Origin of the sequence: Hymenobacter sediminicola (assembly GCF_014250515.1) — a bacterium.
Taxonomy (GTDB): Bacteria; Bacteroidota; Bacteroidia; order Cytophagales; family Hymenobacteraceae; genus Hymenobacter; species Hymenobacter sediminicola.
In genome coordinates, this window is the sequence record NZ_CP060202.1 from 3,634,635 (window position 1) to 3,657,144 (window position 22,510).

Below are 22,510 nucleotides of genomic sequence, written 5' to 3' on the forward strand. Positions count from 1 at the left end.
ATGAAACCAACCTACGGCGTACCCGCTCTGCTTTCCTTTTTTATTCCCGGCCTGGGGCAGCTCATCAAAGGTCAGATTCTGAAGGCCTTCCTGATCTGGGCAGTGGGCGGCGTACTCGGCTTTTTGCTGGCCTGGACCATCGTAGTGCCCTTTGTTATCTGGGCCTGGAACGTGTATGACGCCTACAACGACCCGGCCTAGCTGTGGCCGTATTGCACCTCAAAGCCAAGCCTAATGCCCGCCAGAATGCCCTGCAGGTAGCCTCTGATGGCACCATAACCGTGCGCCTACACGCGCCGGCGCAGGATGGCAAGGCTAATGCCTGTCTGCTGGCCTACCTGGCCGAGGTGTTTCAGCTGCCCAAATCCCATCTTACGCTGCTTAGCGGCCACACTGCGCCATTTAAGAAAGTAGAGCTGGCCGGTATTTCGGAGGAGCAACTGCGGGTGGCGCTGGCTCCTTTCGTGGCCTCCTAAAACAGGCCCTTTTCTGTATACTAATGACTTTTCCTACTTGGGCGCAAGCCGGATTCTGGGGCCTAGTTTCGGGTTCTGCCTTGCTGCTGGGTGCGGCCATCGGCTACTATGCCAAGGTGCCGCAGCGGCTTATTGCGGCTGTTATGGCATTCGGTAGTGGTGTCCTGATTTCGACCCTCTCGCTGGAGCTAATGGAAGAAGCCTACCACAAAGGCGGTTTTACGGCCACGGCGCTGGGGTTTGTGGGTGGTGCAGCGGCTTTCACACTGGCCAACTGGATGCTGGCCCGGCATGGTGCCAAGCACCGCAAACGCTCGGGCCACCACCAAAGCCAAGAGCGAAACGCCGTACAGCAGGGCCAGACCGAAGGCAACGAGGCCGGCGACGACAATGGGCTGGCCTTGGCCATCGGGGCACTGTTGGATGGCATTCCAGAAAGCATTGTAATTGGACTGAGCATGCTGGCCGGCGGAGCCGTGAGCATGGTAGCAGTAGTGGCCATTTTCCTTTCCAATCTACCCGAAGGCCTATCCAGCGCCTCTGGTATGCGCAAGGCGGGGCGGCCGGCGCACTATGTGCTGCTGCTCTGGGCCGGCATTGCACTGGTTTCGGGCGCGGCGTCGCTGCTGGGCTACACGGTATTCAGCCACTTCTCCAACGAGGTAGTGGCCGCGACTATGGCCGTATCGGCGGGTGCGGTACTGGCCATGATTGCCGATACCATGATTCCGGAGGCCTTCGAAGTGGCGCACAACTTCACGGGGCTGATTACGGTGTTGGGCTTTCTGGTTTCCTTCTTTTTGAGCAAAATGGGGTAAAACACACCTACCCTTTAAACATGAAAAAGCCGTCAGATTCCCCCCTGACGGCTTTTTCTCTCCCCTTCCCCCCAAACGCATCCAGAGCAGTGCCAGATTTGCAGAAATGGTGCTGCCCGAATGGTACCTAGGCGTTTTCCTCCACCAGTTCGCGGCGGTAGGTACGCTCAAATTCTTCATCTACATGGTAGGTGGACTCTTCGTGCTGGCTCAGATCGAGGCCCAGTTCTTCTTCCTGCAGCTTCACCCGCAGCCCGAACACGCGGTCCGTCAGCTTCAGCAGCAGCCACGAGCCTACAAATGAGTAGCTCACCACAATCAGCAGACCCAGCACGTGGTAGCCGAACACGGTGGCCGTGCCATGAATCAGACCGACTTTATCGGCGAAGACACCCGTGAGCAGCATGCCCACGATGCCACCCAGCCCGTGGCAAGGAAACACGTCCAGCGTATCATCAATGGTAGTACGGTTGTTTTTCCAGTGCACTGCTCCATAGCTGATCAGTGACGAAATAACGCCGATAAACACGCTGTGCCCATACTGCACGAAGCCCGCGGCCGGCGTAATAGCCACCAGACCGACCACCGCCCCGATGCAGGCGCCCAGCGCGGTAGGTTTGCCACCGTGCACTGTTTCTACTAGCAGCCAAGCCGTGAGAGCCGCCCCCGAAGCCAGCGTGGTATTCACGAAAGCCAACGCTGCTACGTCGTTGGCTCCCAAAGAAGAACCGGCATTGAAACCAAACCAGCCAAACCACAACAAACCGGTACCAAGCAGCACGAAAGGCACATTGGGCGTAGAAAACACCGTTTTGCGCACGTGAGTTGACCGCCGGCCCAGTACCATAGCCCCAGCCAGCGCGGCAATACCTGCCGAAATATGCACGACCGTGCCGCCGGCAAAGTCAAGTACGCCCCATTTGCGCAGGAAGCCTTCAGGGTGCCAGGTCCAGTGAGCCAGCGGGCTATAGATGAACAGGCTGAACAGCACCATAAACGCCAGATAGCCTTTGAAACGGACCCGTTCGGCAAAGGAACCCGTGATCAGAGCCGGCGTGATAACGGCGAATTTTAGTTGGAATGCGAAGTAAAGCACAAATGGAATACTGGCCGCAAACGCCGGATTGGGCGCTGTGCCCACGTTGCGCAGCATGGCAAACGTGAGGGGGTTGCCAATCAGTCCGTGCCAGGAGTCACCGTAGGCCAGGGAGAAACCCACGAAGTAGAATACCAGCGTAATCACGCCCATAGCCACGAAGCTCTGCAGCATCGTGCTGATAACGTTCTTGGGCCGGACCATACCACCATAGAAGAACGACAGACCCGGCGTCATGATGAGCACAAAGGCGGTGGCGGTAAGCATCCAGGCCACGTCGGCCGCGTTAAGCGAGCCGGCCTCGGCTGCAGGGTGTGGAACTTCTATAAAAGCTGCAACGCAAGCCAGCACCACCACTGACACCAGGGTGAACATGCTCAGGCTAGTGAGCTTGTTGGCAGGATAGGTCATCGGCATAGAGCAGCAGGGTATTGATTTCAATACCAAAGTAAAAATAAAATGAATAGATAAGTTAATGTTACCCTAATTTTTTAGGCCACTTCATCAAAAAAACGATAATTCATAAGCAAACTACTTCCGTTTATACAGCTCTATAGCAAACAACACCTTTTTTCTGTACAAACGCAGTGACCCGAGCCATCCACAAATCTGCTGGCTCGGGTCATGGACCGAAAAGAAATGGGAAAGACTACTTACCGCGCTTCCAGCGGTAGTATTGCCGGTACCACGAAGACGTTTTTTTACGCAGCGTAGCAGGCGTTTCCTCCGGGAATATGTTCACCCGAAACACCTGAAACCGGTCGTCCTCGATACGCAAGCCACCCGTGTCGGTGGCCACCCCGAATGCAAAGCCGGCCTCATGCACCTGCTGCTTGTGAGCTTCTGTCAGAGCACCGTAGGGGTAAGCGAAGGAAACGATTTGTGTTTCCAGGCTCTTTTCCAGCGCCGTTTTGCTTTCCCGTATCTCACGGGCAGCGTCGGGCAGCGGCAGTTCGGGCAGGCGGGCATGGCTCATGGTATGCGCACCAATTTCCCAGCCTGCCGCCACGAAGGCCCGCTTCTGCGCTTCGTCCATGATTTCGCAGCGTGGCTCGGTGGGGTCGGTTTCCACATCCCAGTAGTTGTAGCGAATAGCCGGGTTGCCGAGCAGGTACAGCACACCGCGGTAGCCATATTGCTGCATCAGGGGCAATAGGTTGGTGTAGTTGTCGAGGTAGCCGTCGTCGAAGGTGAGGATGAGTGGCCGGGCCGGAAAGTCGGCCAAGTTCTTTTCGCCGTTGGCAAAAGCCAGGTAATCGAGGAAGGTGATGGGCGTGAAGCGCTGCTGCTGGAAGAAGCGCAGGTGCTCCGCAAACCGGTCCTTCGTAACGAAGATGCGGTGCTTGGTTTGCAGCGGCTCCACGGGAATCTTATGGTACATGAGCACCGGAATGAAGCCGGGGACTCGCTTTTTCATTACCGCCGAACGGTATAAAGCCAGCACCTCGCTGCTGATGCGCACCAGGTTATAGTCGGCCCGCACGCGCTGGACCAACACTTCTTCCACGGGTTGTGGCGCCTGCAGAAACGTCTGCACCTGCGCCAGCAGCGCATCGTAGTCCACGGTTGTAGAGGCCAGCAGCGCCGAAATGTCGCCAAAGTTAGAAGCAGCGGCCTGAATGTATGTTTCGCCTGTAACTATGCCTTCACTGCCGGCTTCGCCCAGGGCCAGTACGGGCACACCGGCTCCCAGCGCCTCAATAGCTACCCGCCCTGCTCCTATTACCAGGGTGGAGCGGTGCAGCCAGCCCGGTACGTCATCGGTAAAGCCAACAACCTCCACACGACTACCAAACTGCTGCTGCAACTCAGCTAAAGCAGTTTTACCAGCGGCCGGCAGGTGTTCCAGCTCACCACCAATCAAGCTGACGCGCAATGATGGCAAGTCCGCCAGCAACACAGGAAACACGTGCTGCAATAGCGCCGCTGCCCGCTCGCCTTTGCCGCCGTTGAAGCGGCCAATAAATGACAGTCGAAGCTCAGAAGGAACAGAACGGCCACGAGCGTCTTCACCAAAAGCGACGCCGTTGGGAAGCAGCACGATTTTATCGGGCTGCATCTTCACCTCTTCCGCCAGATGCGTGCGCAGGTTGGCGCAGATGGCAACGACCTTGTCGCCGTAGATGTCGAAGAGGCTGGTGCTGGTATGCAGGTGCTGGCGGCCGTGCACGGTGCTCACAAGCGGCACCTTCAGGCCCCGCAGCGCGAAATAGGCCACCCAGCTGGCAGCGCGCGAGTGGGCATGCACCACCTCAATCTGCTGCTGTTTCACCAGTTGCCGGATGCGCCGGATGTTGCGCAGCCGCTGCGGGTGACGCCGGTTACTGATGGGTAGCTGCTCAACGTGGGCGCCGGTGGGTAGCGTGGCAGCATCGGAAAGCAGCCATACCTCGTGGCCCTGGGTGCGGTGCGCTTCCGCTAGGTGCACGGCGTAGCTCACCGAACCGGCGAAAAAGTTGGCAGACAGCACGTGCAGAATACGCATGGGGAACAGGGCAAACGAGTGAAGGGCCAAAGATACGAAGCCCCGCAGGTGCCTCCTGAGCCGGGCAAGCAGCACGGCTGCTTAAGGGCGGAAATCCGTATTCAGGCACAGCCAACACCTATTCTGCTGCGCCGATTGGCTGCAAACCTGTAGCTTGCAGCCATCCTACTACGTGTGCTTTATGGCGGCTCTACCCAATCCTTCCGACTTACAACCTTTACTCGACGCGCTGAAGTTTTCGCCCGAAAACGTGCCCCTGCGCCGCCACGTAGCCGGCCTGCTGCGCCAAGCTGGCCGCCTAGCTGAAGCGGAAGAACACTACCGCCTGGGCCTGCGCCAGGCTCCCGATGATGAGGAATTGCAGCTGGGTCTGGCCGAAACCTATGCGGCGCTGCAGAAAACTTCGGCGGCGCTGGTAGTGCTGGAGGAAGTGCTGCGTGCTCACCCCGACCATGCCCGCGCCCACCTGCTGCACGCCCGGGTGCTGGCCCGCGCAGGCGGCCCGCCCGACGAGGCTCGCGCCGCCTACCAGCAAGCCCTGCAGTTGGACAGCAGCCTCCGCGACACCGCCCTGGATGAGCAACTGGGGTTGCGCCCGGCCGCCCAGCCCGCCGGTGGTGGCGCCCCCGCCGACTACAACGCCACCCACGTCTCGGACCAGGGACTAGATGAACGAGCGTTGTTTGCAGGCCTAGAAAAACCGAAGATTACGTTTCAGGACGTGGGCGGCATGGAGGCAGTGAAAGAGGAAATCAGCCTCAAGATGATTCATCCGCTGCAATTTCCCGACCTGTACAAAGCCTATGGCAAGGCCGCGGGCGGCGGGCTGCTACTGTATGGCCCGCCCGGCTGCGGCAAAACCTACTTGGCCCGCGCCACGGCCGGCGAGGTGAAAGCCTCGTTCATCCACGTGGGCATCAACGACATTCTGGACATGTGGATGGGCCAGAGCGAGAAGAAGCTCCACGAGCTATTCGAGCTGGCCCGCGTGCAGGCGCCCTGCGTGCTGTTTTTCGACGAAGTGGATGCCTTGGCCGCCAACCGCCACGACCTGCGCCAGAGTGCCGGCCGCACCCTCATCAACCAGTTTCTGGAGGAGCTGGACGGCGCCCGCAGCTCCAACGACGGCGTGCTGATTCTCGCCGCCACCAACGCGCCCTGGCACCTCGACCCCGCCTTCCGCCGGCCCGGCCGCTTCGACCGGATTGTGCTGGTAACGCCCCCCGATGAGCCCGCCCGCGTGGCTATTCTGGAAGTGCTGTTGCGCAACAAACCCGTGGCCGATAACCTCAACCTGCCGGCCCTGGCCGCTCAAACTGCCGGCCTCTCCGGCGCCGACCTGCAAGCCGTGGTGGATACGGCTGTGGAAGCCTGCCTGCGCGAATCAATGAAAGGCGGCAAGCCGCTGCCGGTGCAGCAGAGCCACTTGCTGGCCGCCGCCAAGCAGGTGCGCCCCAGCACCAAGGAGTGGTTTGCCACGGCCAAAAATTACGCGCTGTACTCCAACGAAGGCGGCACCTACGACGACATCCTGACTTACCTCGGCATCAAAAAATAACGGCGCTATGAGGCCCGATACGCCGGCAGCGCGGTGGCAAAGCGCAGTACAGAATCTGCTGGACATACACCGGCCCGAGCAAGCCGAGCAGCTGGTTCGGCAGCAACTGATGCGCAATCCGCAGGATGCAGTTGCGCACATCTTGCTCAGCTTTGCCTTGTACCAACAGAACCAGCTGGAAACGGCGCGGGAAACGGCGCAGCAGGCATTGGCCCTGAATCCGGCCGCCAGTGAGGCATTTTACGTGCTGTTTCTGGTGGAAGACCAGGCTGGGCAATGGCCTGCCCGGGCGAGTGCGCTACAGGAAGCCCTCCGCTTGCAGCCTCTTAATCCCAAATACCAAGCAGCTCAGGCGCAGCTATATTTACACCAAAACCAGCCAGCTGCGGCGCAGCAAGTTGCCGCGCGGGGCCTCGCCCACAATCCGGCCCACGCCGGCTGCCTGATAGCCCTTGCAGATGCGCTACACGAGTTGCAGCGCTGGCCAGACTTGGCGCCGGTGCTGCAGCAGTTGGTAGCGGCGCATCCTAACCTGCCTAAAGCGCACCAGCTGCTGGGGCGTGAGGCAATGCGGCAAAAGCACTATGCAGCCGCCCAAGCCCATTTTCAGGAGGTGCTGCGCCTGGCCCCCTCCGATGCCACGGCCCTGCAAGGCGCCAGTCAGGCAATCCGCCGCCAGCTCTGGGTTGGTCGGGCGGCCGTGTGGCTGGACGACTACCTAACATTCATTTCGGAAGGCACCAAACAGGGCAAGCTGAAAGCGTGGGGCCACTTTCTGCTGATTCTGATTCCGCTGAGCCTGCTGTGCATCCCACTTTTGCTGTTCATGGGGTTTGAGGCCGCGTACTGGCGGCTGCACCCGCAGGTGCGGCGCCTCCGCAACCGTCCCGACCAAGCGCTTCCGTACGCCCAGCAAACGTTCTGGCGGTATGGGCCGGTGGCCGCTTTCACGCTGTTGCTACTGGCTTGGCTCACGGTCGTTTTCTGGTTGGTGGTGTGGCTGGGGGTGCCGGAAAGTAGCCTGGGGCCGGGCCTCACGGGCGGGCTCACAGCGGTGGCCATGGCTATTTGGGCCGCTTTCAAACAAGCCTCCGAGCAACCTTTACCCGAAAAGCCGCCCCTGGGAAAGGTGCTGGTAGCCGTGCTGGCGCTGGCCGTCAGTATTGCGTGTGTGAGCTGGCCGGCTACCTGGCCCTATGGACCGCTGGGGGTACTGGGACTAACCAGTTGGGTTGGGTTTCTGGCTTTTCGCCGGGCCCGGGCGGCGGCGCAGTAGCCGCTGATTCTACCTTTCTTTAGGCTCTCTTCTGCTTGTCTACGATGAACTCTATCCAGAATATCAGCCGCGTGCAGCTGTTGCTGCAACATAAGCGCCCCCAAGAGGCCGAGCAGGAAGCCCGACGCCAGCTCCGCGACGACCCCGACAACAGCTATTTGCACTGTCTGCTGGCCCTGGCTTTAATGGAACTGGTCCGCTTGCCCGAGGCCCAGGCTACCGCGCAGCAAGCCATTCATCTAGACCCCGAAAACAGCTTTGCCTTCTACGTGCTGAGTGCCACGCTGCAGCGCCAGCATGAGCTGCCAGCAGCGCTGGAGGCCATTGAAGAAGCCCTGGCCCTAGACCCCGAAGATGCCGACTACCAGCACGTACTGGGCCAGATCCGGTTTCAGCAGGGCCAGCTGTACGCCGCGTTGCGCGCCGCCGAAGCCGGCCTTCAGGCCGACCCGACCCACGTGGATTGCCTGGGGCTGCGGGCGCGCTGCCTGGCCCGCCTCGGCCGCCGCGACGAAGCCGCCGCCGACCTCGACGAAGCCCTGCGCCAAAGCCCCTCCGACGCCGGCACCCACGCCGACTTGGGCTGGGTGGCCCTGGAACGTGGCCGCGCCAAAGAAGCGGCCGGTTACTTCCGCGAAGCCCTGCGCCTCAACCCCACCTCCGACTACGCCCGCGAAGGCCTGGTTTCGGCCCTGAAAGCCCGTTTTTGGCTCTACAATGGCTTCTACCGCTTCATGGTCTGGACCCAGACGCTGAGCCCCGGTATGCGGCAGGGTATGTTTATCGGGTTGTTTATACTCTCGCGGGTGGTGCCGGGGCTGCTGCCGCTGTACTTGGTGCTGGTGTACATGAGCTGGTTTGCTGAGCCACTTTTCAACTCGCTCCTCCGCTTCAACCGCTACGGCCGCTTTGCTCTCAGCGAGGAAGACACGCAGTATTCCAACCAGTTCCTAGCGTTGCTGGTAAGTGGCCTGGCATTACTGGCCGCTGGCTATTACAGTAAAATCAGCCCCTTCACTACGGCTGGTATTGTGGCGCTAGGCCTGCTTTTTCCGCTGGTAGGCACGCAGCGCCAGTGGCACCCGAAACGGCGGCAACAATCCAAGTGGTTTGGCTGGGGGCTGGCGGCTGTGGGCGTACTGTCCATCAGTTTCGATGCGCTGGCACTGCCGGGTGAGGGGCCGCTGTTCCTGACGTTTCTGGGCGGCACGCTGGTGTACGTGTGGGTGATGGGCCTGCGGAGCTAGACTAAAATTAAATGAACCGTCATGCTGAACTTGCCGAAGCATCTCTCCCGCTTCGTTGAAGTGGATTCTGACGAAGTGGGAGAGATGCTTCGGCAAGTTCAGCATGACGGTCTGGCGTATTTGAAATGCTTCCCTCAACGTACCAACCTTTATTCGATGACAATACGCTTCTAGCCTTCTGACCGACCTAGCACGTTATCCAAGTACTTCTGAGCCGAGCCGGTGTTGAGCAGCAGAATCTGCTCGTCAGGCCGGATCTGGCCGGTGTGGAGCAAGTGCAGGGTTGCGCTCCAAAGTGCCCCGCCTTCAGGGGCCACGAACAGGCCTTCGAAGTGGCTTAGCTCACGCATGCCGGCCAGCATCTGTTCGTCGGTAATGGCCAGGGTCAGGCCGTTGGACTCATCCAGCACGTTCAGCATCAGGGCTTCACCTAACGGGCGCGGCACGGCCAAGCCGTTGGCAATGGACGGGCGGCCGATGTAGGCATGGCAGTTGGGCTGGCGGCCGGCGCGGGTTTCCACCAATGGGCAGCAGCTGGCAGCCTGCACGGCCACCATGCGGGGCAGCTTGGCGGTGCGCGGCAGCCAGCCCAGGGCCTGCATTTCGCGCAGGGCCTTCCAGATGCCGATGAGGCCGGTGCCACCGCCGGCAGGGTAGAGCAGCACGTCAGGCAGCGTCCAGTTCAGCTGTTCGGCCAGTTCGTAGCCCATGGTTTTCTTGCCCTCAAGGCGGTAAGGCTCTTTTAAAGTCGAGACATCAAGCAACTCGCTGGCGGCGTTCAGCTCCCGCACCCGGGCGGCGCAGTCGTTGATGAGGCCGTCCACGAGGTGTACTTCGGCGCCGTACCAGTAGCATTCCTCCTTAAAGGCCGTGGGCGTGTGGCGGGGCATCACCACCACGCAGCGCAAACCGGCGCGGGCGCAATAGGCCGCCAGCGCCACCCCCGCGTTGCCGGCCGTCGGGATGATGCAGCCGGTTACGCCCAATTCCTTGGCCTTTGAAACGGCCATGCTCAGGCCCCGGGCCTTGAACGAGCCAGTGGGGTTCTGGCCTTCATCCTTGAGCAGCAGACTGCGCAAGCCGTGGCGGGCTGCCAGGCGCGGCAGCGGCAGCAGCGGCGTCCAGCCTTCCCCCAGCGTCACGAGGTTGCTATCATCAAGTAGTGGCAGCAGCGCCCGGTAGCGCCACATGGAGTTATCGGCCGGGTTGATGGCCTCGGCGCGGGTGAGGGACGCGGTCAGGTCGTAGCGGGCCAGCAGCGGCTGGGCGCAGCAGTTAGATACGCGCTGGAGCGTGAAGGCATCGTGGGGAGTACCGCAGGCGGCGCAGTGCAGCGCTTGCAAACGGGACTGGGTGGTGGTTTCGAGGGTGGTCATGGCAGGAGGTTGAACGCAAAACTCCCGCTTCCTCATGCCGCCGGCAAACGCCTTCTTGGAATAGGCTATGCCCGTTTGGAATAGCAAGGATGATGTAGAGGCGCGTATTCGCGTCTCTCACCTGAACGACCGGAGCCGCACCAATCAAACAACCTCAGCAACGAGGAGACGCGAAGTGTCGCGTCTCTACACCGTTCGGCGTAAACAACGTCAGCACGCGGGATTCCTCGCAGGCTCGGAATGACGTTCTGATTGTGCTGCCGCCGTTACCGCTGCAGGTTGCCGTAATACCGCCGGGCAAACTGCACGAAGGTTTTGTAGGGCAGGTTGTTTTCGGTGCCTTTGCGCTGCACGAAATCGAAGTGGCGCACCAAGTTCAGGTCGCGGACGGGCACTTCCACCAGCTCCCCGGCGGCCAGCTCCTTCATCACCGACTGCCGGGGCAGAAACGCTAGGCAGGTATCCACACGCACAAAGTTTTTGAGGGCCTCCGTACCACCCAGACGCACTTTCACCGGCAAATCGGTGAGACGGATGCCGTGGGTCAGCAGGGCTTCTTCCAGCACGGCCAGGGTGCCGGAGCCGGTTTCACGCAACGCCACGGGCGTGCGGCGCAAATCCTGGGCTTCCAACTCACGGCGGTGCAGGGGGTTGCGGGCTGAGCACACCGCCACCACTTCATCGGTGAGCAGCGGCGTGTAAGTCACGTTGCTGACTTTATGGATACCCTCGATGATGCCCAGGTCGATTTCATGCTCCAGCAGCGCCTTGAGGATGTTCTCGGAATTGCGGTTTTTGAGCGTGAGCTGGGTGTGCGGGTAGCGGCCCAGGTACGCCGACAGCACCGGCGGAATGACGTACAGCGAAATGGTGGTGCTGGCCCCAATCACCATTTGCTGCTGAGGCTGAAACTCGGGATTAAGCTCCGTAAACTCCTGGTGCAGCTCGTGTTGCAGCTGCCGGGCCAGCAGCAGCTTGCGGTACAGCAGCTCGCCGGCCGCCGTGAGCTGCACCGAGTTGCCGAGCCGCTCAAATAGCCCCGTTTTGTAGTGATCTTCCAGCCCCCGCACCCGCTTGCTCACGGCCGACTGGCTCAGAAAAAGCGTCTGCCCCGCCTTGGTAAAGCTCAGTTGCCGGGCAACTTCGAGAAAGACTTCGTGGGCGTGGGAAAGCATGGCGAATGGGGCCGGTGGGTCGATCAGCAAGGTACAACGCAGCGCTGCATGCCCAGAACTTTCCCTGCCAAAACCAGGTACTTACAAGCTCATCCGTTTTTACGCTTATGAATTTTATCTCCCTGCTCGGGGCCCTGGCCGCCGTGCTTACTACGGCCGCATACGTGCCTCAGGCCTACAAAACCATCAAAACCCGGTCCACGGCCAGCCTTTCGCTGCCTACGTACCTGATGCTGTTTGCGGGCACTATTACCTGGGTGGTATATGCCATCTACATCGACAACTGGCCCGTTATGATTGCCAACATCGTCACGGCTGCACTGGCCGGTATCATCCTGTTCCTGAAGCTCACCACCAAACCCGGCACAGGTGCCTCGTAACCTTCCCGGTTAGCACATCATTGTAAAAGGCTCTGGATGCTGCATCCAGAGCCTTTTGCGTTTTTATTCACTTTGCGAAAAGACGGTTTCGGTGTTCGTGCTGCACGAAGGCCGCTACCAGCCCCTTGGTGACTTCTACACGCCCGGCCTCATTCCGGTACACACGCTGCCGGGGTTTGGCATTGAGTGGGCGGAGGTGTTTGAGGGGGTGTAGAACGCACAAAAAAATGGCGTGAATTTAGCGCAGCGTAAATCGTGTTAGCAGGGGATAAATCGACACTGTATTTATTCTGCCCAATCTTCTGGATTCCAATCAAAGTCAGGTTTGGTATTGCTATTCCAAATACCTAGAATGTGGAAAAAGGCTTCTGGTATTTCCTGCAAAACTGGAATAAGCTTATCAGCTAATACAGTACATTGAGTTATGGCTTGACCTTCCTGAAAGGTAATCCCTGCGACTTTTTTACCTTCTACCTCTAAGCTTTCTCCTGTTTTGACGGAGACAATATTCTCTATAACAATTTTATAAACCTTAGTTGAGAAAAACCCTTTTTTATAATATTCTATAATCACTCCATCCTGCGCGAAAAAAAACTTTTTCTCATGCTGTCTAGCTTCTATAAGCCTATTCATTACATAAGTAAAGTTTGTACTGGTATTCTGAGGAAAATCTTGTAATAGAGCCATGATTGATTCATGTATGAGACAATGAGTAAGACAATGTACCAATAAGTGCAAGGTATCTATCCCAAACCTATACAAAACCTAGCAGAAACGCCGTTTTTCTATACCTTCCGGCGTCCCTTCAAGCTCTTTCCTTTCCATGCTATCGAAAACACTTTCCCGCCTGCCGCTGCTGGTGTTGCTGGCGGTGCTGTGCGCCTGCTCCAAGTCTGGTTCCGACGGTGGACAAGACCCCAACGGCGAGGAAATTGACCCGTACCAGAACCTCGTGTTTCAGTTTGCCGATGCCGTGGTGACGCCCGAGCTGCAGGACCGCTGGGATACGGTGCAAGTGGTGAGCTTCGAGCCGGCGGTGCGCGGCAAGTTCAAGTGGAATAGTGACCGGGAGCTGATTTTCTCGCCCAGCACGCCCTTCAAGCCCAGCACCGCCTTCAAGGCCACACTGCGCAAGGAAATGCTACCCGAAGGCAAGCGCAACGCCGAGCTGCCCGAGAACCGCCAGAAATTCCACACGCCCTACCTGGAAATGCAGGAGCCGCAGGCGTTCTGGGGCCGCTCCAGTCGGGCCGCCGGCACCGCCGAGATGCGCGTGGAGCTGCCCTTCAACTATGCCGTGAAGCCCGCCGACGTGAAGCCGCTGCTGCGCGTGACCCAGGACGGCCAGCCCGTAGCCTTTGAAGTCAGCGGCGAGCCAGGCGAGGTGGTGCGCGTCAGCCTCAACCAGCAGGTGCGCCCCGGCTCCCCGCTCACGGTGGCGCTGGCCCAGGGCCTGCACGCCGTGGGCAGCGACCAGCCCAGCACCACTGACTACGAAACCCAGGTAACCGTGCCCGACCCCGAGGCCCTGCAGGTAACCACCATCGAAGGCTCGCTGAAAAATGCCGACCCGGTGGTACTCATCACCACCAACCAGCCCGTGACGGCTGCCGATTTGCAGAGCTACCTCACCGTGTCGCCGCAGGTGGCCTATGAGGTGGAGGAAGTGGAAAACGGCGTGCGGCTGAAGGGCGGCTTCGAGGTGGGGCGCAGCTACCAGATTGGCGTGAACCAGGGCCTGCGCGGCGGGTTGGGCGGCATCTTGGGCGAGGCCGTGACGCAGACCGTGAGCTTCTCCGACGAGCGGCCCACCATCAGCTTCGGCAGCGCCGAGAAGGCCATGTACCTCGACGCGCTGGGCTCGCGCAACCTGGGTGTGCGCATCAACGAGGTGGGCCAGGTGAAGGTGACCATTGCCAAAGTCTACGCCAACAATATCCAGCAGCTGCTGCGCGGCGGCACCCAGTACGGCTACCCCGAGTACGACGGCGAGGAAAGCAGCGAGGAAGAAGGCGACGGCGGCGAATACGTGGACCGCTCCTTCCAGTACTACGACGTGGAGAACCTGGGCAACGTCCTCACGGAGCGCACCTACACCGTGTCGGGCTTGCCGAAGGCGCAGGGGCTGCGGCTGCTGAACCTGAACCTCAAGGACCTGGAGTTTGCGGGCGGCCTGAAGGGGCTCTACATCATCAAGGTGCAGGACACCGAGCGGCAGTGGCTGCAAGTGAGCAAGCTGGTGGCCGTGTCGGACATCGGGCTGATTGTGAAGCAGGGCAAAGGCGGCAGCACGCTGGTGTTTGCCAACTCCATCCGCAACGCCAAGCCGCTTTCCGGCGTGGAGCTGCGCTACATCAGCACCAACAACCAGGTGATGGGCACCGGCCTCAGCAACCACGAGGGCGTGGCCCGCTTCGACAGCACGGCCGCCAACGGCCGCTTCAAGCTGGGCATGGTGATGGCCCAGCAGGGCAACGACTTCACTTTCCTCGACCTGAGCCGCAGCCGGGTGGAAACCTCCCGCTTCGAGGTGGGCGGGCTGCAAACCAACGCCGCCCGCTACCAGGCTTTCCTCTACGGCGACCGGGACCTGTACCGCCCCGGCGACACCATCCAGACCAATACCGTGCTGCGCACCGACGCCTGGCAGGCCCCGCCCAAGGGCCTACCGGTGAAAATCCGGCTGCTGCTGCCCACCGGCAAGGAGTACGCCAGCCTGCAGAAAACCCTGAATGCGGCCGGCTCCTTCGAGGCCCGCTTCCTGCTGCCCCCAGCCGTGATGACCGGCATCTACACCCTGGAAGTGCTGACCGGCAACGACGTGCTGCTGACCTCGCGCCAGCTTTCGGTGGAGGAGTTTATTCCGGACCGCATGAAGGTGACGGTGAAGGCCGACCGCGCCGTGGCGAAGCCCGGGCAGTCGGTTTCCGCGCAGATTACGGCCCAGAACCTATTCGGTCCACCCGCCGCCGACCGTAAGTTTGAAGTCGAGTTTTCCTTGAAGGAAAAAGCCTTCAAACCCAAAGGGTACGAGCAGTACACCTTCGCCATCAACAGCGGCGACAAGCGGCGCGGCAGCTATGGCGACCTAGAATCGACGCCTATTTCCGACCGTTTCGAGAAAACCACCCGCGAAGGCATCACCGACGCCGCCGGCCGCGGCACCGCCACCTACCAGGTACCCGACTACACCGACCTCGGCATCCTGGAAGGCGCGGCCTTCACCACGGTATTCGACGAAACCGGCCGCCCGGTAAACCGCCTGGCCACCTTCGAGGTGCAGACCCAGCCGGTGCTGTTCGGCATCCGGAGCGCCGATGATCTGGTGAGCACCGGCCAGCCGCTGGCCGTGCAGTTGGCGGCCCTCACGCCGGCCGGCCAGCCCACCACGGCCCAGGCCCGGGTGCAGGTGGTGCGCCTGCTCTGGGAGACTGTTATTGAGCGCCAGGGTGGCCGCTACGTCTACAACTCGCAGAAGCGCGAGGAAGTGGTGCTCAACCGTGTGGTGTCGGTGAAAGGAGCGGGCCAGGATGCCGGCCTGAACTTCACGCCCACCTATTCCGGCGAGTACGAAGTGCGGGTGTCGGGCACCGGGGCCGTGACCTACGTGGCCCGGCGCGTGTACGCCTACGGCTACGGCGACACTCAGAGCAACTCCTTCGAGGTGAACAACGAGGGCGAGGTGACCATTGAGGCCGACAAGCCCAAGTACCAGCCCGGCGACGTGGCCCACCTGCTGCTGAAAACGCCCTTTCCCGGCCGCGTGCTCGTGACCGTGGAGCGGGACCGGGTGCTCGACCACTTCTACGTGACCACCGACGAGAAATCGGCCAAGGTGGACGTGCCCATCCGGGGCAACCACGTGCCCAACATCTACGTGACGGCCACCGCCATCCGCGAAATCAAGGACAACCGCCTGCCGCTCACCGTGGCCCGGGGCTTCGTGCCGCTGACGGTGGAGAAGCCCGGCGCGCGCCTGCAAGTCGCCATTAAGGCCCCCACCCAAAGCCGCTCCCAGACCGCCCAGACCATTGAAATCACCACCGCCCCCGGCGCGCAGGTGACGCTGGCTATGGTGGACGAGGGCATTTTGCAGATGAAGGACTACCGCACGCCCGACCCCTATGGCTACTTCTACCAGAAGCGTGCCCTGGAAGTGCAGGCCTACGACGTCTACCCCTTCCTGCTACCCGAATTGGGCACCAGCAGCACCGGCGGCGACGGCTACGACCTCTCGCGCCGCACCACGCCCGTGCCCAACCGCCGCGTGCGCCTGCTCGCCAAATGGAGCGGCGTGCTCACTGCCGACGCCAGCGGCAAGGTGCGCTACAAACTGCAAATCCCGCAGTTCAGCGGGGCCATCCGCATCATGGCCGTGGCCTATAAAAACGACGCCTTCGGCTCGGCCGAACATACCATGCGCGTGGCTGACCCGGTGGTTATTTCCACGGCGCTGCCGCGGTTTTTGAGCCCTGGCGACACGATTGACGTGCCGGTGACGCTAACAAATACAACGGGAAACAAGATTACAGGTGTAATCCACATGCTACTGAAAGGTGATAAAACTGTTTCCGAGTTAACCCAAAATGCGGCAATCCAAAGCGACATGAAGCTGCATGATGGTCTGCTTGAAGTTGTTGAAACAAGTAACCAACCAATTTCTGATGCAGCGTCCCGTTCCACTTGGTACACAGCTCAAGGGATTGTGCTTCTGCCTAATACAGAGAGAAGAATTGTTTTTCGATTGAAGGCTCGTGAGAAGATAGGCAGTGATGTTGTGAGAATTATTGTCACTGAGTCGAATGGCAGCAAGGAGCGTTTCACCGAAATCGTTGAGCTGCCCATCCGCCCCGCTTCGCCGCTGCAGAAGCGCACGGGGGCGGGCGTGGTGGCGGGCGGCGCGGCCCAGCAGCTGAACTTGCGCACCGACTTCCTGCCTTCCTCCTTGCGGAGCCAACTGGTGGTGAGCCGCTCGCCGATGACGGAGTTTGCCAAGGACCTGCGCTACCTGCTGCAATACCCCTACGGCTGCCTGGAGCAAACCGTGTCGGCCGCCTTCCCGCAGCTGTACTACGGCGACCTGGCCGCCACGCTGGGCCAGAAAACCGGTAGAACAAGTAAAGCTGGCCTGTTCAATCCAAACTACCATGTGCAGGAAGCCATCCGCAAGGTGGAAGCCCAGCAGATGTACAACGGCAGCCTCAGCTACTGGCCCGGTGGCGACTACGACAACTGGTGGGCTACCGCCTACGCCGCGCACTTCCTGCTGGAAGCCCAGCAAGCCGGCTTCGACGTGAACAAGAACGTCCTCGACCGGGTGCTCCGCTACTTGCAGGCCCGCGTCCGCAAGCGCGAAACCGAAACCTACAACATCATCCAGACCGGCGGCGTGATTCAGCCTCTCACGCTGGCGAAAAAGGAAATTGCCTACTCGCTGTACGTGCTGGCCCTGGCCGGCCGCCCCGATGCCGTGGGCCTGAACTACTACAAGGCCAACCGCAAGCTGCTGCCCGAAGATTCGCGCTACCTGCTGGCGGCGGCCTTCGCCCTGAGCGGCAACCAGCGCAGCTACCGGGAGGCACTGCCCACCCGCTTCGGGGTGCAGTCCATTGCCGGCCGCCAGCTCGACGGCGCCTTCTCCTCCCCCATCCGCGACGAGGCCCTGGTGCTCAACGCCCTGCTCGCCGCCGACCCCGCCAACGCCCAGGTGAACGTCCTGGCCCGCCAGCTCAGCCGCCAGGTGAAGCAGGCCAACTGGCTCAGCACCCAGGAACGCGCCTTCGCACTGCTGGCACTGGGCAAGCTGGCCAAGAAAAACGCCGGCAGCACCGTCACGGCCAGTCTGCTGGCTGATGGCAAGGCTATTGGCAACTTCTCGGGCAAGGACCTCACAGTAAGCAACGTGGCCAACCGCCAGCTGGCCCTGCGCACCAGCGGCCGGGGCAGCCTCTACTACTTCTGGGAAACCGAGGGCATCTCACCCACCGGCCAGGTGCGCGAGGAAGACGCCTACCTGCAGGTGCGCCGCCAGTTCCTGAACCGTACCGGCCAGCCCGTAGGCAGCACCAGCTTCCGCCAGAATGATTTGGTGGTGGTGAAAATCACCATCCAGTCGGCTGAAAGCGCCGGTGAAGTCAAGAACGTGGCCATCACCGACCTGCTCCCCGCCGGCCTGGAAATCGAAAACCCGCGCATCGGCGCCGTCCGGGAGCTGACCTGGGCCACCGACGCCGCCCAACCCGACTACCTCGACGTGCGCGACGACCGGATCAACCTCTTCACCACCGTCACGCCCCAGCCCAAGTCGTTCTACTACCTCTGCCGCGCCGTTTCCAAAGGCACTTTCAAGCTCGGTCCCGTCAGCGCCGACGCCATGTATAACGCCGAGTACCACTCGTATGCCGGTTCTGGCGTGGTGCGGGTGCGGTAGAGACGTAATGCTTGGTGTCTCGTCGTTAAACAGTAAAATCACTCGGCTTATAAACAGCCAGCAATGGCAAAAACCATCTAGGCCGAGCAACATCAGCAACCGCGAGACGCAAAACATTGCGTCTCTAATCCCATGAAACGCCGCTCCGGTTACCGTATTCTGGCGGGCTTCGGCCTGTTGCTGCTGCTGTTGCTGGGGCTGGATTGGGCGTTTCCGGTGCCGCCTGCGCCGCTGTACTCGCCCATCGTGCTGGCCCAAGATGGCTCGGTGCTGCACGCCTACCTCAACCCCACCCAGAAGTGGCGGATGAAAACCGAGCTGCGCGAGATTACGCCGGTGCTGCGGGCCGCCATCATCGAAAAGGAAGACCGGTGGTTTCGGTGGCATTTCGGGGTGAACCCGCTGGCGCTGGTGCAGGCGGCCGGGCGCAACCTGTTTGGTTCGGGGCGCACCACCGGGGCCAGCACGATTACGATGCAGGTGGCCCGGCTGCTGGAACCCAAGGAGCGCACTTTTGGCAACAAGCTGCTGGAAATGGCGCGGGCTACGCAACTGGAAGCGCACTACAGTAAGGACGAAATTCTGCAGCTCTACCTGAACTTGGTGCCCTACGGCGGCAACGTGGAAGGCGTGAAGTCAGCCGCGCTACTTTATTTCCAACAAACGCCAGACTACCTTTCCCTGGCCCAGACCGTGACGCTGGCCATCATCCCAAACCGGCCGCGCGGGCTGGTGCTAGGCCGCAACAACGCGGCCGTGCTAAAAGAGCGGAACCGGTGGCTGCGGCGCTTCGGAGCGGCGGGGCTATTCCCAAAGCAGGATGTGGAAGATGCACTACTGGAGCCGCTGGACGTACAGCGCCACGCCGCGCCTACGCTGGCTCCGCACCTGGCGCGGCGGTTGGTGCGGCAGTTTCCGCACGCGGCCATCATTCGCAGCAGTTTGCAGCGCGCCAAGCAAAGCAAGGCCGAGGACCTCACTCGCAATTATGTGCGCCGTCTGCGCGAGCTGGGCATTTCGCAGGCCGCTGTGCTGGTGGTAAACAACCGTACCCGGCAAGTGGAGGCCTACGTGGGCTCGGCTGATTTCCGTGACTTCGCGGGCCAGGGCCAAAACGACGGCGTGGTGGCGGTTCGCTCGCCGGGCAGCACGCTCAAGCCGTTTCTGTACGCACTGGCCATGGACCGGGGCCTCGTTACGCCTAAGCAGCTGCTCCCCGACGTGCCCACCAACTTCCAGGGCTACCGGCCCGAGAACTTCGACAAGCGCTGCAACGGCGAGGTGACGCTGGAGCGCGCTTTGGCTTACTCGCTCAATATTCCGGCCGTGCGCGTGCTCAACCAGCTCGGCGTGCCCACTTTCACCGAAAAGCTCCAACAGGCCGGTTTCCAGAACGTGAAGCGCAACCGCACCCAACTGGGCCTGAGCAGTATTCTGGGCGGCTGCGGGGCTAGCCTGGAAGAACTTACGGGCCTCTATGTTGCGCTGGCTGATGCCGGGCAGTACGCGCCGTTGCAACTGACATCCTCCACGAAATCTAAGTCTACAACACTCCTAATTTCCGAGTCGGCGGCTTTCCTGACAACCGATATTCTGGCCCAACTCACCCGGCCCGATTTACCGTTGGGAGCTGCTAGCAGCATGCGGCTGCCCAAAGTGGCCTGGAAAACCGGCACCAGCTACGGCCGCCGCGACGCCTGGAGCATCGGCTATAACCGGGAGTACACCATCGGTGTGTGGCTGGGCAACTTCAGTGGCCAAGGCAGCCCGGCTCTCACTGGCGCCGACGTAGCCACGCCTCTGCTCTTCGACCTGTTCAATACGCTGGCCTACAACTCGCCCAACGATTGGTATGCGCCCCCGGCCGCGCTGGATTTCCGGCTGGTGTGCGCCGAAAGTGGCCTCGTGCCCGGCGAAAACTGCCCCAACCAGCTAATCGACTACTTCCTACCCAACGTGAGCAGTGGGCAGCGCTGCCAGCACCAGCGCGAAGTATTGCTGTCGGCTGATGGGAGCTTCACCTACTGCCGGGCCTGCGCGCCGGCGGCTGGCTACCGGCGGGAGTTGTACCCGAATCTGCTGCCGGAAGTGGCGGCGTATAAGGAGGCCCAGGGCATTCCGTACCGAAGGCTGCCGCCCCACAACCCGCAGTGCCAGTTGGTGCGTGGCGGCCAGGAGCGGGCCCCCACTATCACCTCGCCCACCGCCAATACCGAGTATGTTCTCAACCAGCACGAAAAGCAGCAACTCCTGCTCAGCTGCACTACTGACAGCGAAGTACGCCAGGTGTATTGGTACGTGAATGACCAGTTTCTGCGAGCCGCCGCCGCTACCGAGCGGGTATTTTTCCGCCCGCCGGCCGGGCCGCTCAAAATCTCCTGCGCCGATGACCACGGCCGCAACACCGACGTTCTGGTGACTGTGACGGAGCTGAATTAGGCAATATACATACCTGAGGCAGCCTTTATGCCGCACGAATTTCTCATCGGCAACAGGCCTGAAGCGGCTTGATGAAACAAGAGCCTAACCTTTTTTACGCGCACCATAACATTCCGGCACCGGGCGGGTTTACCCAACTTGCATCCCGCTCCACACCGAAACACAGGTCGGTATTCCCTCCCTACCCCCTGGTTCCGGGTCCCGGTTGACATGCAGCCCCTACCGGCCGTGCGTGTCCATCGAGGCATCCGCTCTATCCGCTTCTATTGGGTCGCCCAGCCCTGAACCGCCCAGTTACGTATCGGAGTAACTGTTTTTTCTTTTTTATGAACTACGTACACCAGACGCTCAAGCTTCTGCTAGGCTTTCTGTGGCTTGCTCCCAGCGCAGGTGTAGCCCAGACGGCCGCGCCATCCATACCGCCTAACCAAGAGCTTACGCTCGCCCAGTGCCTGAACGTGGCGCTGGTAAACCAACCACTACTACGACAGGCGCGGGTCGACCAGGAAATTACCCGCGCGGAAAACCAGATTGCCTTGGCCGGCTGGCTGCCGCAAGTGGGGTTGCAGGGCACCGCGCAGCATTACTTCCAACTGCCCTTCACCATCTTCCCCGACCCTACTACCGGCACGCTCACGCCTCGCCAGATTGGCGTGCGCAACGTGACCACCGTGGGCCTGAGCGGCACCCAGACCATTTACAACAACGACGTGCTGCTGGCCGCCCGCAGCAAGCGGTTTAACAACCAAGCTGCCACCCAGAACACCGTGAACGTGCGAATTGCCACCGTCTCGGATGTGAGCAAGGGCTTTTATGACGTGCTGCTGGCCCAGCGCCAGCTGGAGGTCTTCAGCCAGGATATTGCCCGTCTGCAGCGCAACTACCGCGACGCCCGGGCCCGCTACGAAACCGGCATTGCCGACAAAACGGAGTATCTGCAGGCCGAAATTTCGCTTAACAACTCCCTGGCCGGCCGCAAACAGTCGCAGGAAGCCATTAAGGCGCGGCTGGCCTACCTCAAGCAACTGATGGGGGTGCCGCCCGAGCGGCCTTTGTCGTTGCAGTACGACACGCTGAAGCTAGAAATGGATGCTACTATGGACACGGCCGTGGCCCTGAATATCAGCAACCGCATCGAAATTCAGCAGCTACAGACGCAACGGGCCTTGCAGGATATTACGGTGGACTACTACCGGATGGGCTTTCTGCCGTCGTTGTCGGCGTTTGCCAACTACAACTCCGTGTTTCAGAACAACTCGGCCAGCGACCTGTACAGCACCCGTTTCCCGAATTCTTACGCTGGTTTGCAGCTCGGATTACCCATTTTCACCGGCTTCCGGCGCTTGCAGAACGTGCGGCGCGCCCGTCTGCTCAATACCCGCCTCGACGAGGACGTGAGCAACACCCGCAACCAGATTAATACTGAGTATGCCACGGCGCTAGCCAACTATAAGGGCTACTACACCCAGTACATGCTGGGCAAGCGCAACCTGGAAGCGTCCAAGGAAGTGTACAACGTCATCAACCTGCAATACCGGGAGGGCATCCGGGCCTACATCGATTTGATTGTGGCCCAGACCACTCTGCGCACTTCCCAGCTCAATTACTACACCGCCCTGTTCCAACTCTTGAGCAGCAAAGTAGACCTGCTACGTGCCCTCGGCGAGCTGCCAACGGAATATTAGCAACGTCATGCTTCGACTACACTCCGCATGACTTTCTGAAACACACATTCCTTACCCCGTAGCCCAGTG

General features: G+C 60.7%; 16 protein-coding genes. 11 read left to right on the forward strand and 5 right to left on the reverse strand.

Going from position 1 to position 22,510, the window contains the following annotated elements; genetic code table 11:
* From H4317_RS15575 to H4317_RS15585, 3 genes are read left to right on the forward strand one after another with little or no spacing between them, the layout of a single operon-like run.
* A complete protein-coding gene (locus H4317_RS15575; RefSeq protein WP_185887491.1) occupies positions 1 to 201 on the forward strand; it encodes a hypothetical protein in 201 nt (66 codons plus the stop codon).
* 2 nt (positions 202 to 203) lie between these two features.
* Entirely contained in the window at positions 204 to 476 is a 273-nt protein-coding gene (locus H4317_RS15580; protein WP_185887492.1) for a DUF167 domain-containing protein, read from the forward strand.
* A gap of 23 nt (positions 477 to 499) precedes the next feature.
* Positions 500 to 1,294 carry a ZIP family metal transporter gene (locus H4317_RS15585; RefSeq protein WP_185887493.1) on the forward strand — a complete coding sequence of 265 codons (795 nt, stop codon included), beginning with the start codon at positions 500 to 502 and terminating at the stop codon, positions 1,292 to 1,294.
* Positions 1,295 to 1,421: 127 nt separating this feature from the next.
* Here H4317_RS15585 and H4317_RS15590 read toward each other — a convergent pair whose 3' ends face one another.
* On the reverse strand, positions 1,422 to 2,801 hold the full coding sequence (locus H4317_RS15590) for an ammonium transporter (RefSeq protein ID WP_260625698.1): 1,380 nt from the start codon (positions 2,799 to 2,801) through the stop codon (positions 1,422 to 1,424).
* Positions 2,802 to 3,039: 238 nt separating this feature from the next.
* A complete protein-coding gene (locus tag H4317_RS15595) occupies positions 3,040 to 4,875 on the reverse strand; it encodes a polysaccharide deacetylase family protein (protein WP_185887494.1) in 1,836 nt (611 codons plus the stop codon).
* 181 nt (positions 4,876 to 5,056) lie between these two features.
* Between H4317_RS15595 and H4317_RS15600 the strand changes: the two genes are divergently transcribed.
* From H4317_RS15600 to H4317_RS15610, 3 genes are read left to right on the forward strand one after another with little or no spacing between them, the layout of a single operon-like run.
* On the forward strand, positions 5,057 to 6,433 hold the full coding sequence (locus H4317_RS15600; protein WP_185887495.1) for an ATP-binding protein: 1,377 nt from the start codon (positions 5,057 to 5,059) through the stop codon (positions 6,431 to 6,433).
* Between the two features lie 7 nt (positions 6,434 to 6,440).
* Positions 6,441 to 7,709, forward strand: a complete 1,269-nt coding sequence (locus tag H4317_RS15605) for a tetratricopeptide repeat protein (protein WP_185887496.1) — start codon at positions 6,441 to 6,443, stop codon at positions 7,707 to 7,709.
* A gap of 44 nt (positions 7,710 to 7,753) precedes the next feature.
* Positions 7,754 to 8,956, forward strand: a complete 1,203-nt coding sequence (locus tag H4317_RS15610) for a tetratricopeptide repeat protein (protein WP_185887497.1) — start codon at positions 7,754 to 7,756, stop codon at positions 8,954 to 8,956.
* 170 nt (positions 8,957 to 9,126) lie between these two features.
* Here H4317_RS15610 and H4317_RS15615 read toward each other — a convergent pair whose 3' ends face one another.
* Both H4317_RS15615 and H4317_RS15620 read right to left on the reverse strand, forming a co-directional pair.
* Positions 9,127 to 10,332: a threonine synthase gene (locus H4317_RS15615; protein WP_185887498.1), complete on the reverse strand. Its 1,206-nt coding sequence runs from the start codon at positions 10,330 to 10,332 to the stop codon at positions 9,127 to 9,129.
* 266 nt (positions 10,333 to 10,598) lie between these two features.
* Positions 10,599 to 11,537, reverse strand: coding sequence for a LysR substrate-binding domain-containing protein (locus H4317_RS15620; protein ID WP_260625699.1), 939 nt, complete (start codon positions 11,535 to 11,537; stop codon positions 10,599 to 10,601).
* A gap of 77 nt (positions 11,538 to 11,614) precedes the next feature.
* Between H4317_RS15620 and H4317_RS15625 the strand changes: the two genes are divergently transcribed.
* Together H4317_RS15625 and H4317_RS15630 are read left to right on the forward strand one after the other, a co-directional pair.
* A complete protein-coding gene (locus H4317_RS15625) occupies positions 11,615 to 11,887 on the forward strand; it encodes a SemiSWEET family sugar transporter (protein ID WP_185887499.1) in 273 nt (90 codons plus the stop codon).
* A gap of 55 nt (positions 11,888 to 11,942) precedes the next feature.
* Positions 11,943 to 12,101 carry a hypothetical protein gene (locus tag H4317_RS15630; protein ID WP_185887500.1) on the forward strand — a complete coding sequence of 53 codons (159 nt, stop codon included), beginning with the start codon at positions 11,943 to 11,945 and terminating at the stop codon, positions 12,099 to 12,101.
* A 71-nt stretch (positions 12,102 to 12,172) separates the two neighbouring features.
* Here H4317_RS15630 and H4317_RS15635 read toward each other — a convergent pair whose 3' ends face one another.
* Positions 12,173 to 12,574, reverse strand: a complete 402-nt coding sequence (locus tag H4317_RS15635; RefSeq protein ID WP_185887501.1) for a hypothetical protein — start codon at positions 12,572 to 12,574, stop codon at positions 12,173 to 12,175.
* A 136-nt stretch (positions 12,575 to 12,710) separates the two neighbouring features.
* Here H4317_RS15635 and H4317_RS15640 point away from each other — a divergent pair, with 136 nt between their 5' ends.
* From H4317_RS15640 to H4317_RS15650, 3 genes are all read left to right on the forward strand, one after another.
* A complete protein-coding gene (locus H4317_RS15640; protein WP_185887502.1) occupies positions 12,711 to 18,317 on the forward strand; it encodes an alpha-2-macroglobulin family protein in 5,607 nt (1,868 codons plus the stop codon).
* A gap of 132 nt (positions 18,318 to 18,449) precedes the next feature.
* Positions 18,450 to 20,756 carry a penicillin-binding protein 1C gene (gene pbpC / locus H4317_RS15645; protein WP_185887503.1) on the forward strand — a complete coding sequence of 769 codons (2,307 nt, stop codon included), beginning with the start codon at positions 18,450 to 18,452 and terminating at the stop codon, positions 20,754 to 20,756.
* A 326-nt stretch (positions 20,757 to 21,082) separates the two neighbouring features.
* On the forward strand, positions 21,083 to 22,441 hold the full coding sequence (locus H4317_RS15650) for a TolC family protein (protein WP_185887504.1): 1,359 nt from the start codon (positions 21,083 to 21,085) through the stop codon (positions 22,439 to 22,441).
* Positions 22,442 to 22,510: the final 69 nt, after the last annotated feature.

Bases quoted from the DNA above. Each gene is read 5' to 3' on its own strand.
- H4317_RS15575 (WP_185887491.1), top strand. From the start codon at position 1: ATGAAACCAACCTACGGCGTACCCGCTCTGCTTTCCTTTTTTATTCCC.
- H4317_RS15585 (WP_185887493.1), top strand. From the start codon at position 500: ATGACTTTTCCTACTTGGGCGCAAGCCGGATTCTGGGGCCTAGTTTCG.
- H4317_RS15590 (WP_260625698.1), bottom strand. From the start codon at position 2,801: ATGACCTATCCTGCCAACAAGCTCACTAGCCTGAGCATGTTCACCCTG.
- H4317_RS15595 (WP_185887494.1), bottom strand. From the start codon at position 4,875: ATGCGTATTCTGCACGTGCTGTCTGCCAACTTTTTCGCCGGTTCGGTG.
- H4317_RS15600 (WP_185887495.1), top strand. From the start codon at position 5,057: ATGGCGGCTCTACCCAATCCTTCCGACTTACAACCTTTACTCGACGCG.
- H4317_RS15605 (WP_185887496.1), top strand. From the start codon at position 6,441: ATGAGGCCCGATACGCCGGCAGCGCGGTGGCAAAGCGCAGTACAGAAT.
- H4317_RS15610 (WP_185887497.1), top strand. From the start codon at position 7,754: ATGAACTCTATCCAGAATATCAGCCGCGTGCAGCTGTTGCTGCAACAT.
- H4317_RS15615 (WP_185887498.1), bottom strand. From the start codon at position 10,332: ATGACCACCCTCGAAACCACCACCCAGTCCCGTTTGCAAGCGCTGCAC.
- H4317_RS15625 (WP_185887499.1), top strand. From the start codon at position 11,615: ATGAATTTTATCTCCCTGCTCGGGGCCCTGGCCGCCGTGCTTACTACG.
- H4317_RS15635 (WP_185887501.1), bottom strand. From the start codon at position 12,574: ATGGCTCTATTACAAGATTTTCCTCAGAATACCAGTACAAACTTTACT.
- H4317_RS15640 (WP_185887502.1), top strand. From the start codon at position 12,711: ATGCTATCGAAAACACTTTCCCGCCTGCCGCTGCTGGTGTTGCTGGCG.
- pbpC (WP_185887503.1), top strand. From the start codon at position 18,450: ATGAAACGCCGCTCCGGTTACCGTATTCTGGCGGGCTTCGGCCTGTTG.
- H4317_RS15650 (WP_185887504.1), top strand. From the start codon at position 21,083: ATGAACTACGTACACCAGACGCTCAAGCTTCTGCTAGGCTTTCTGTGG.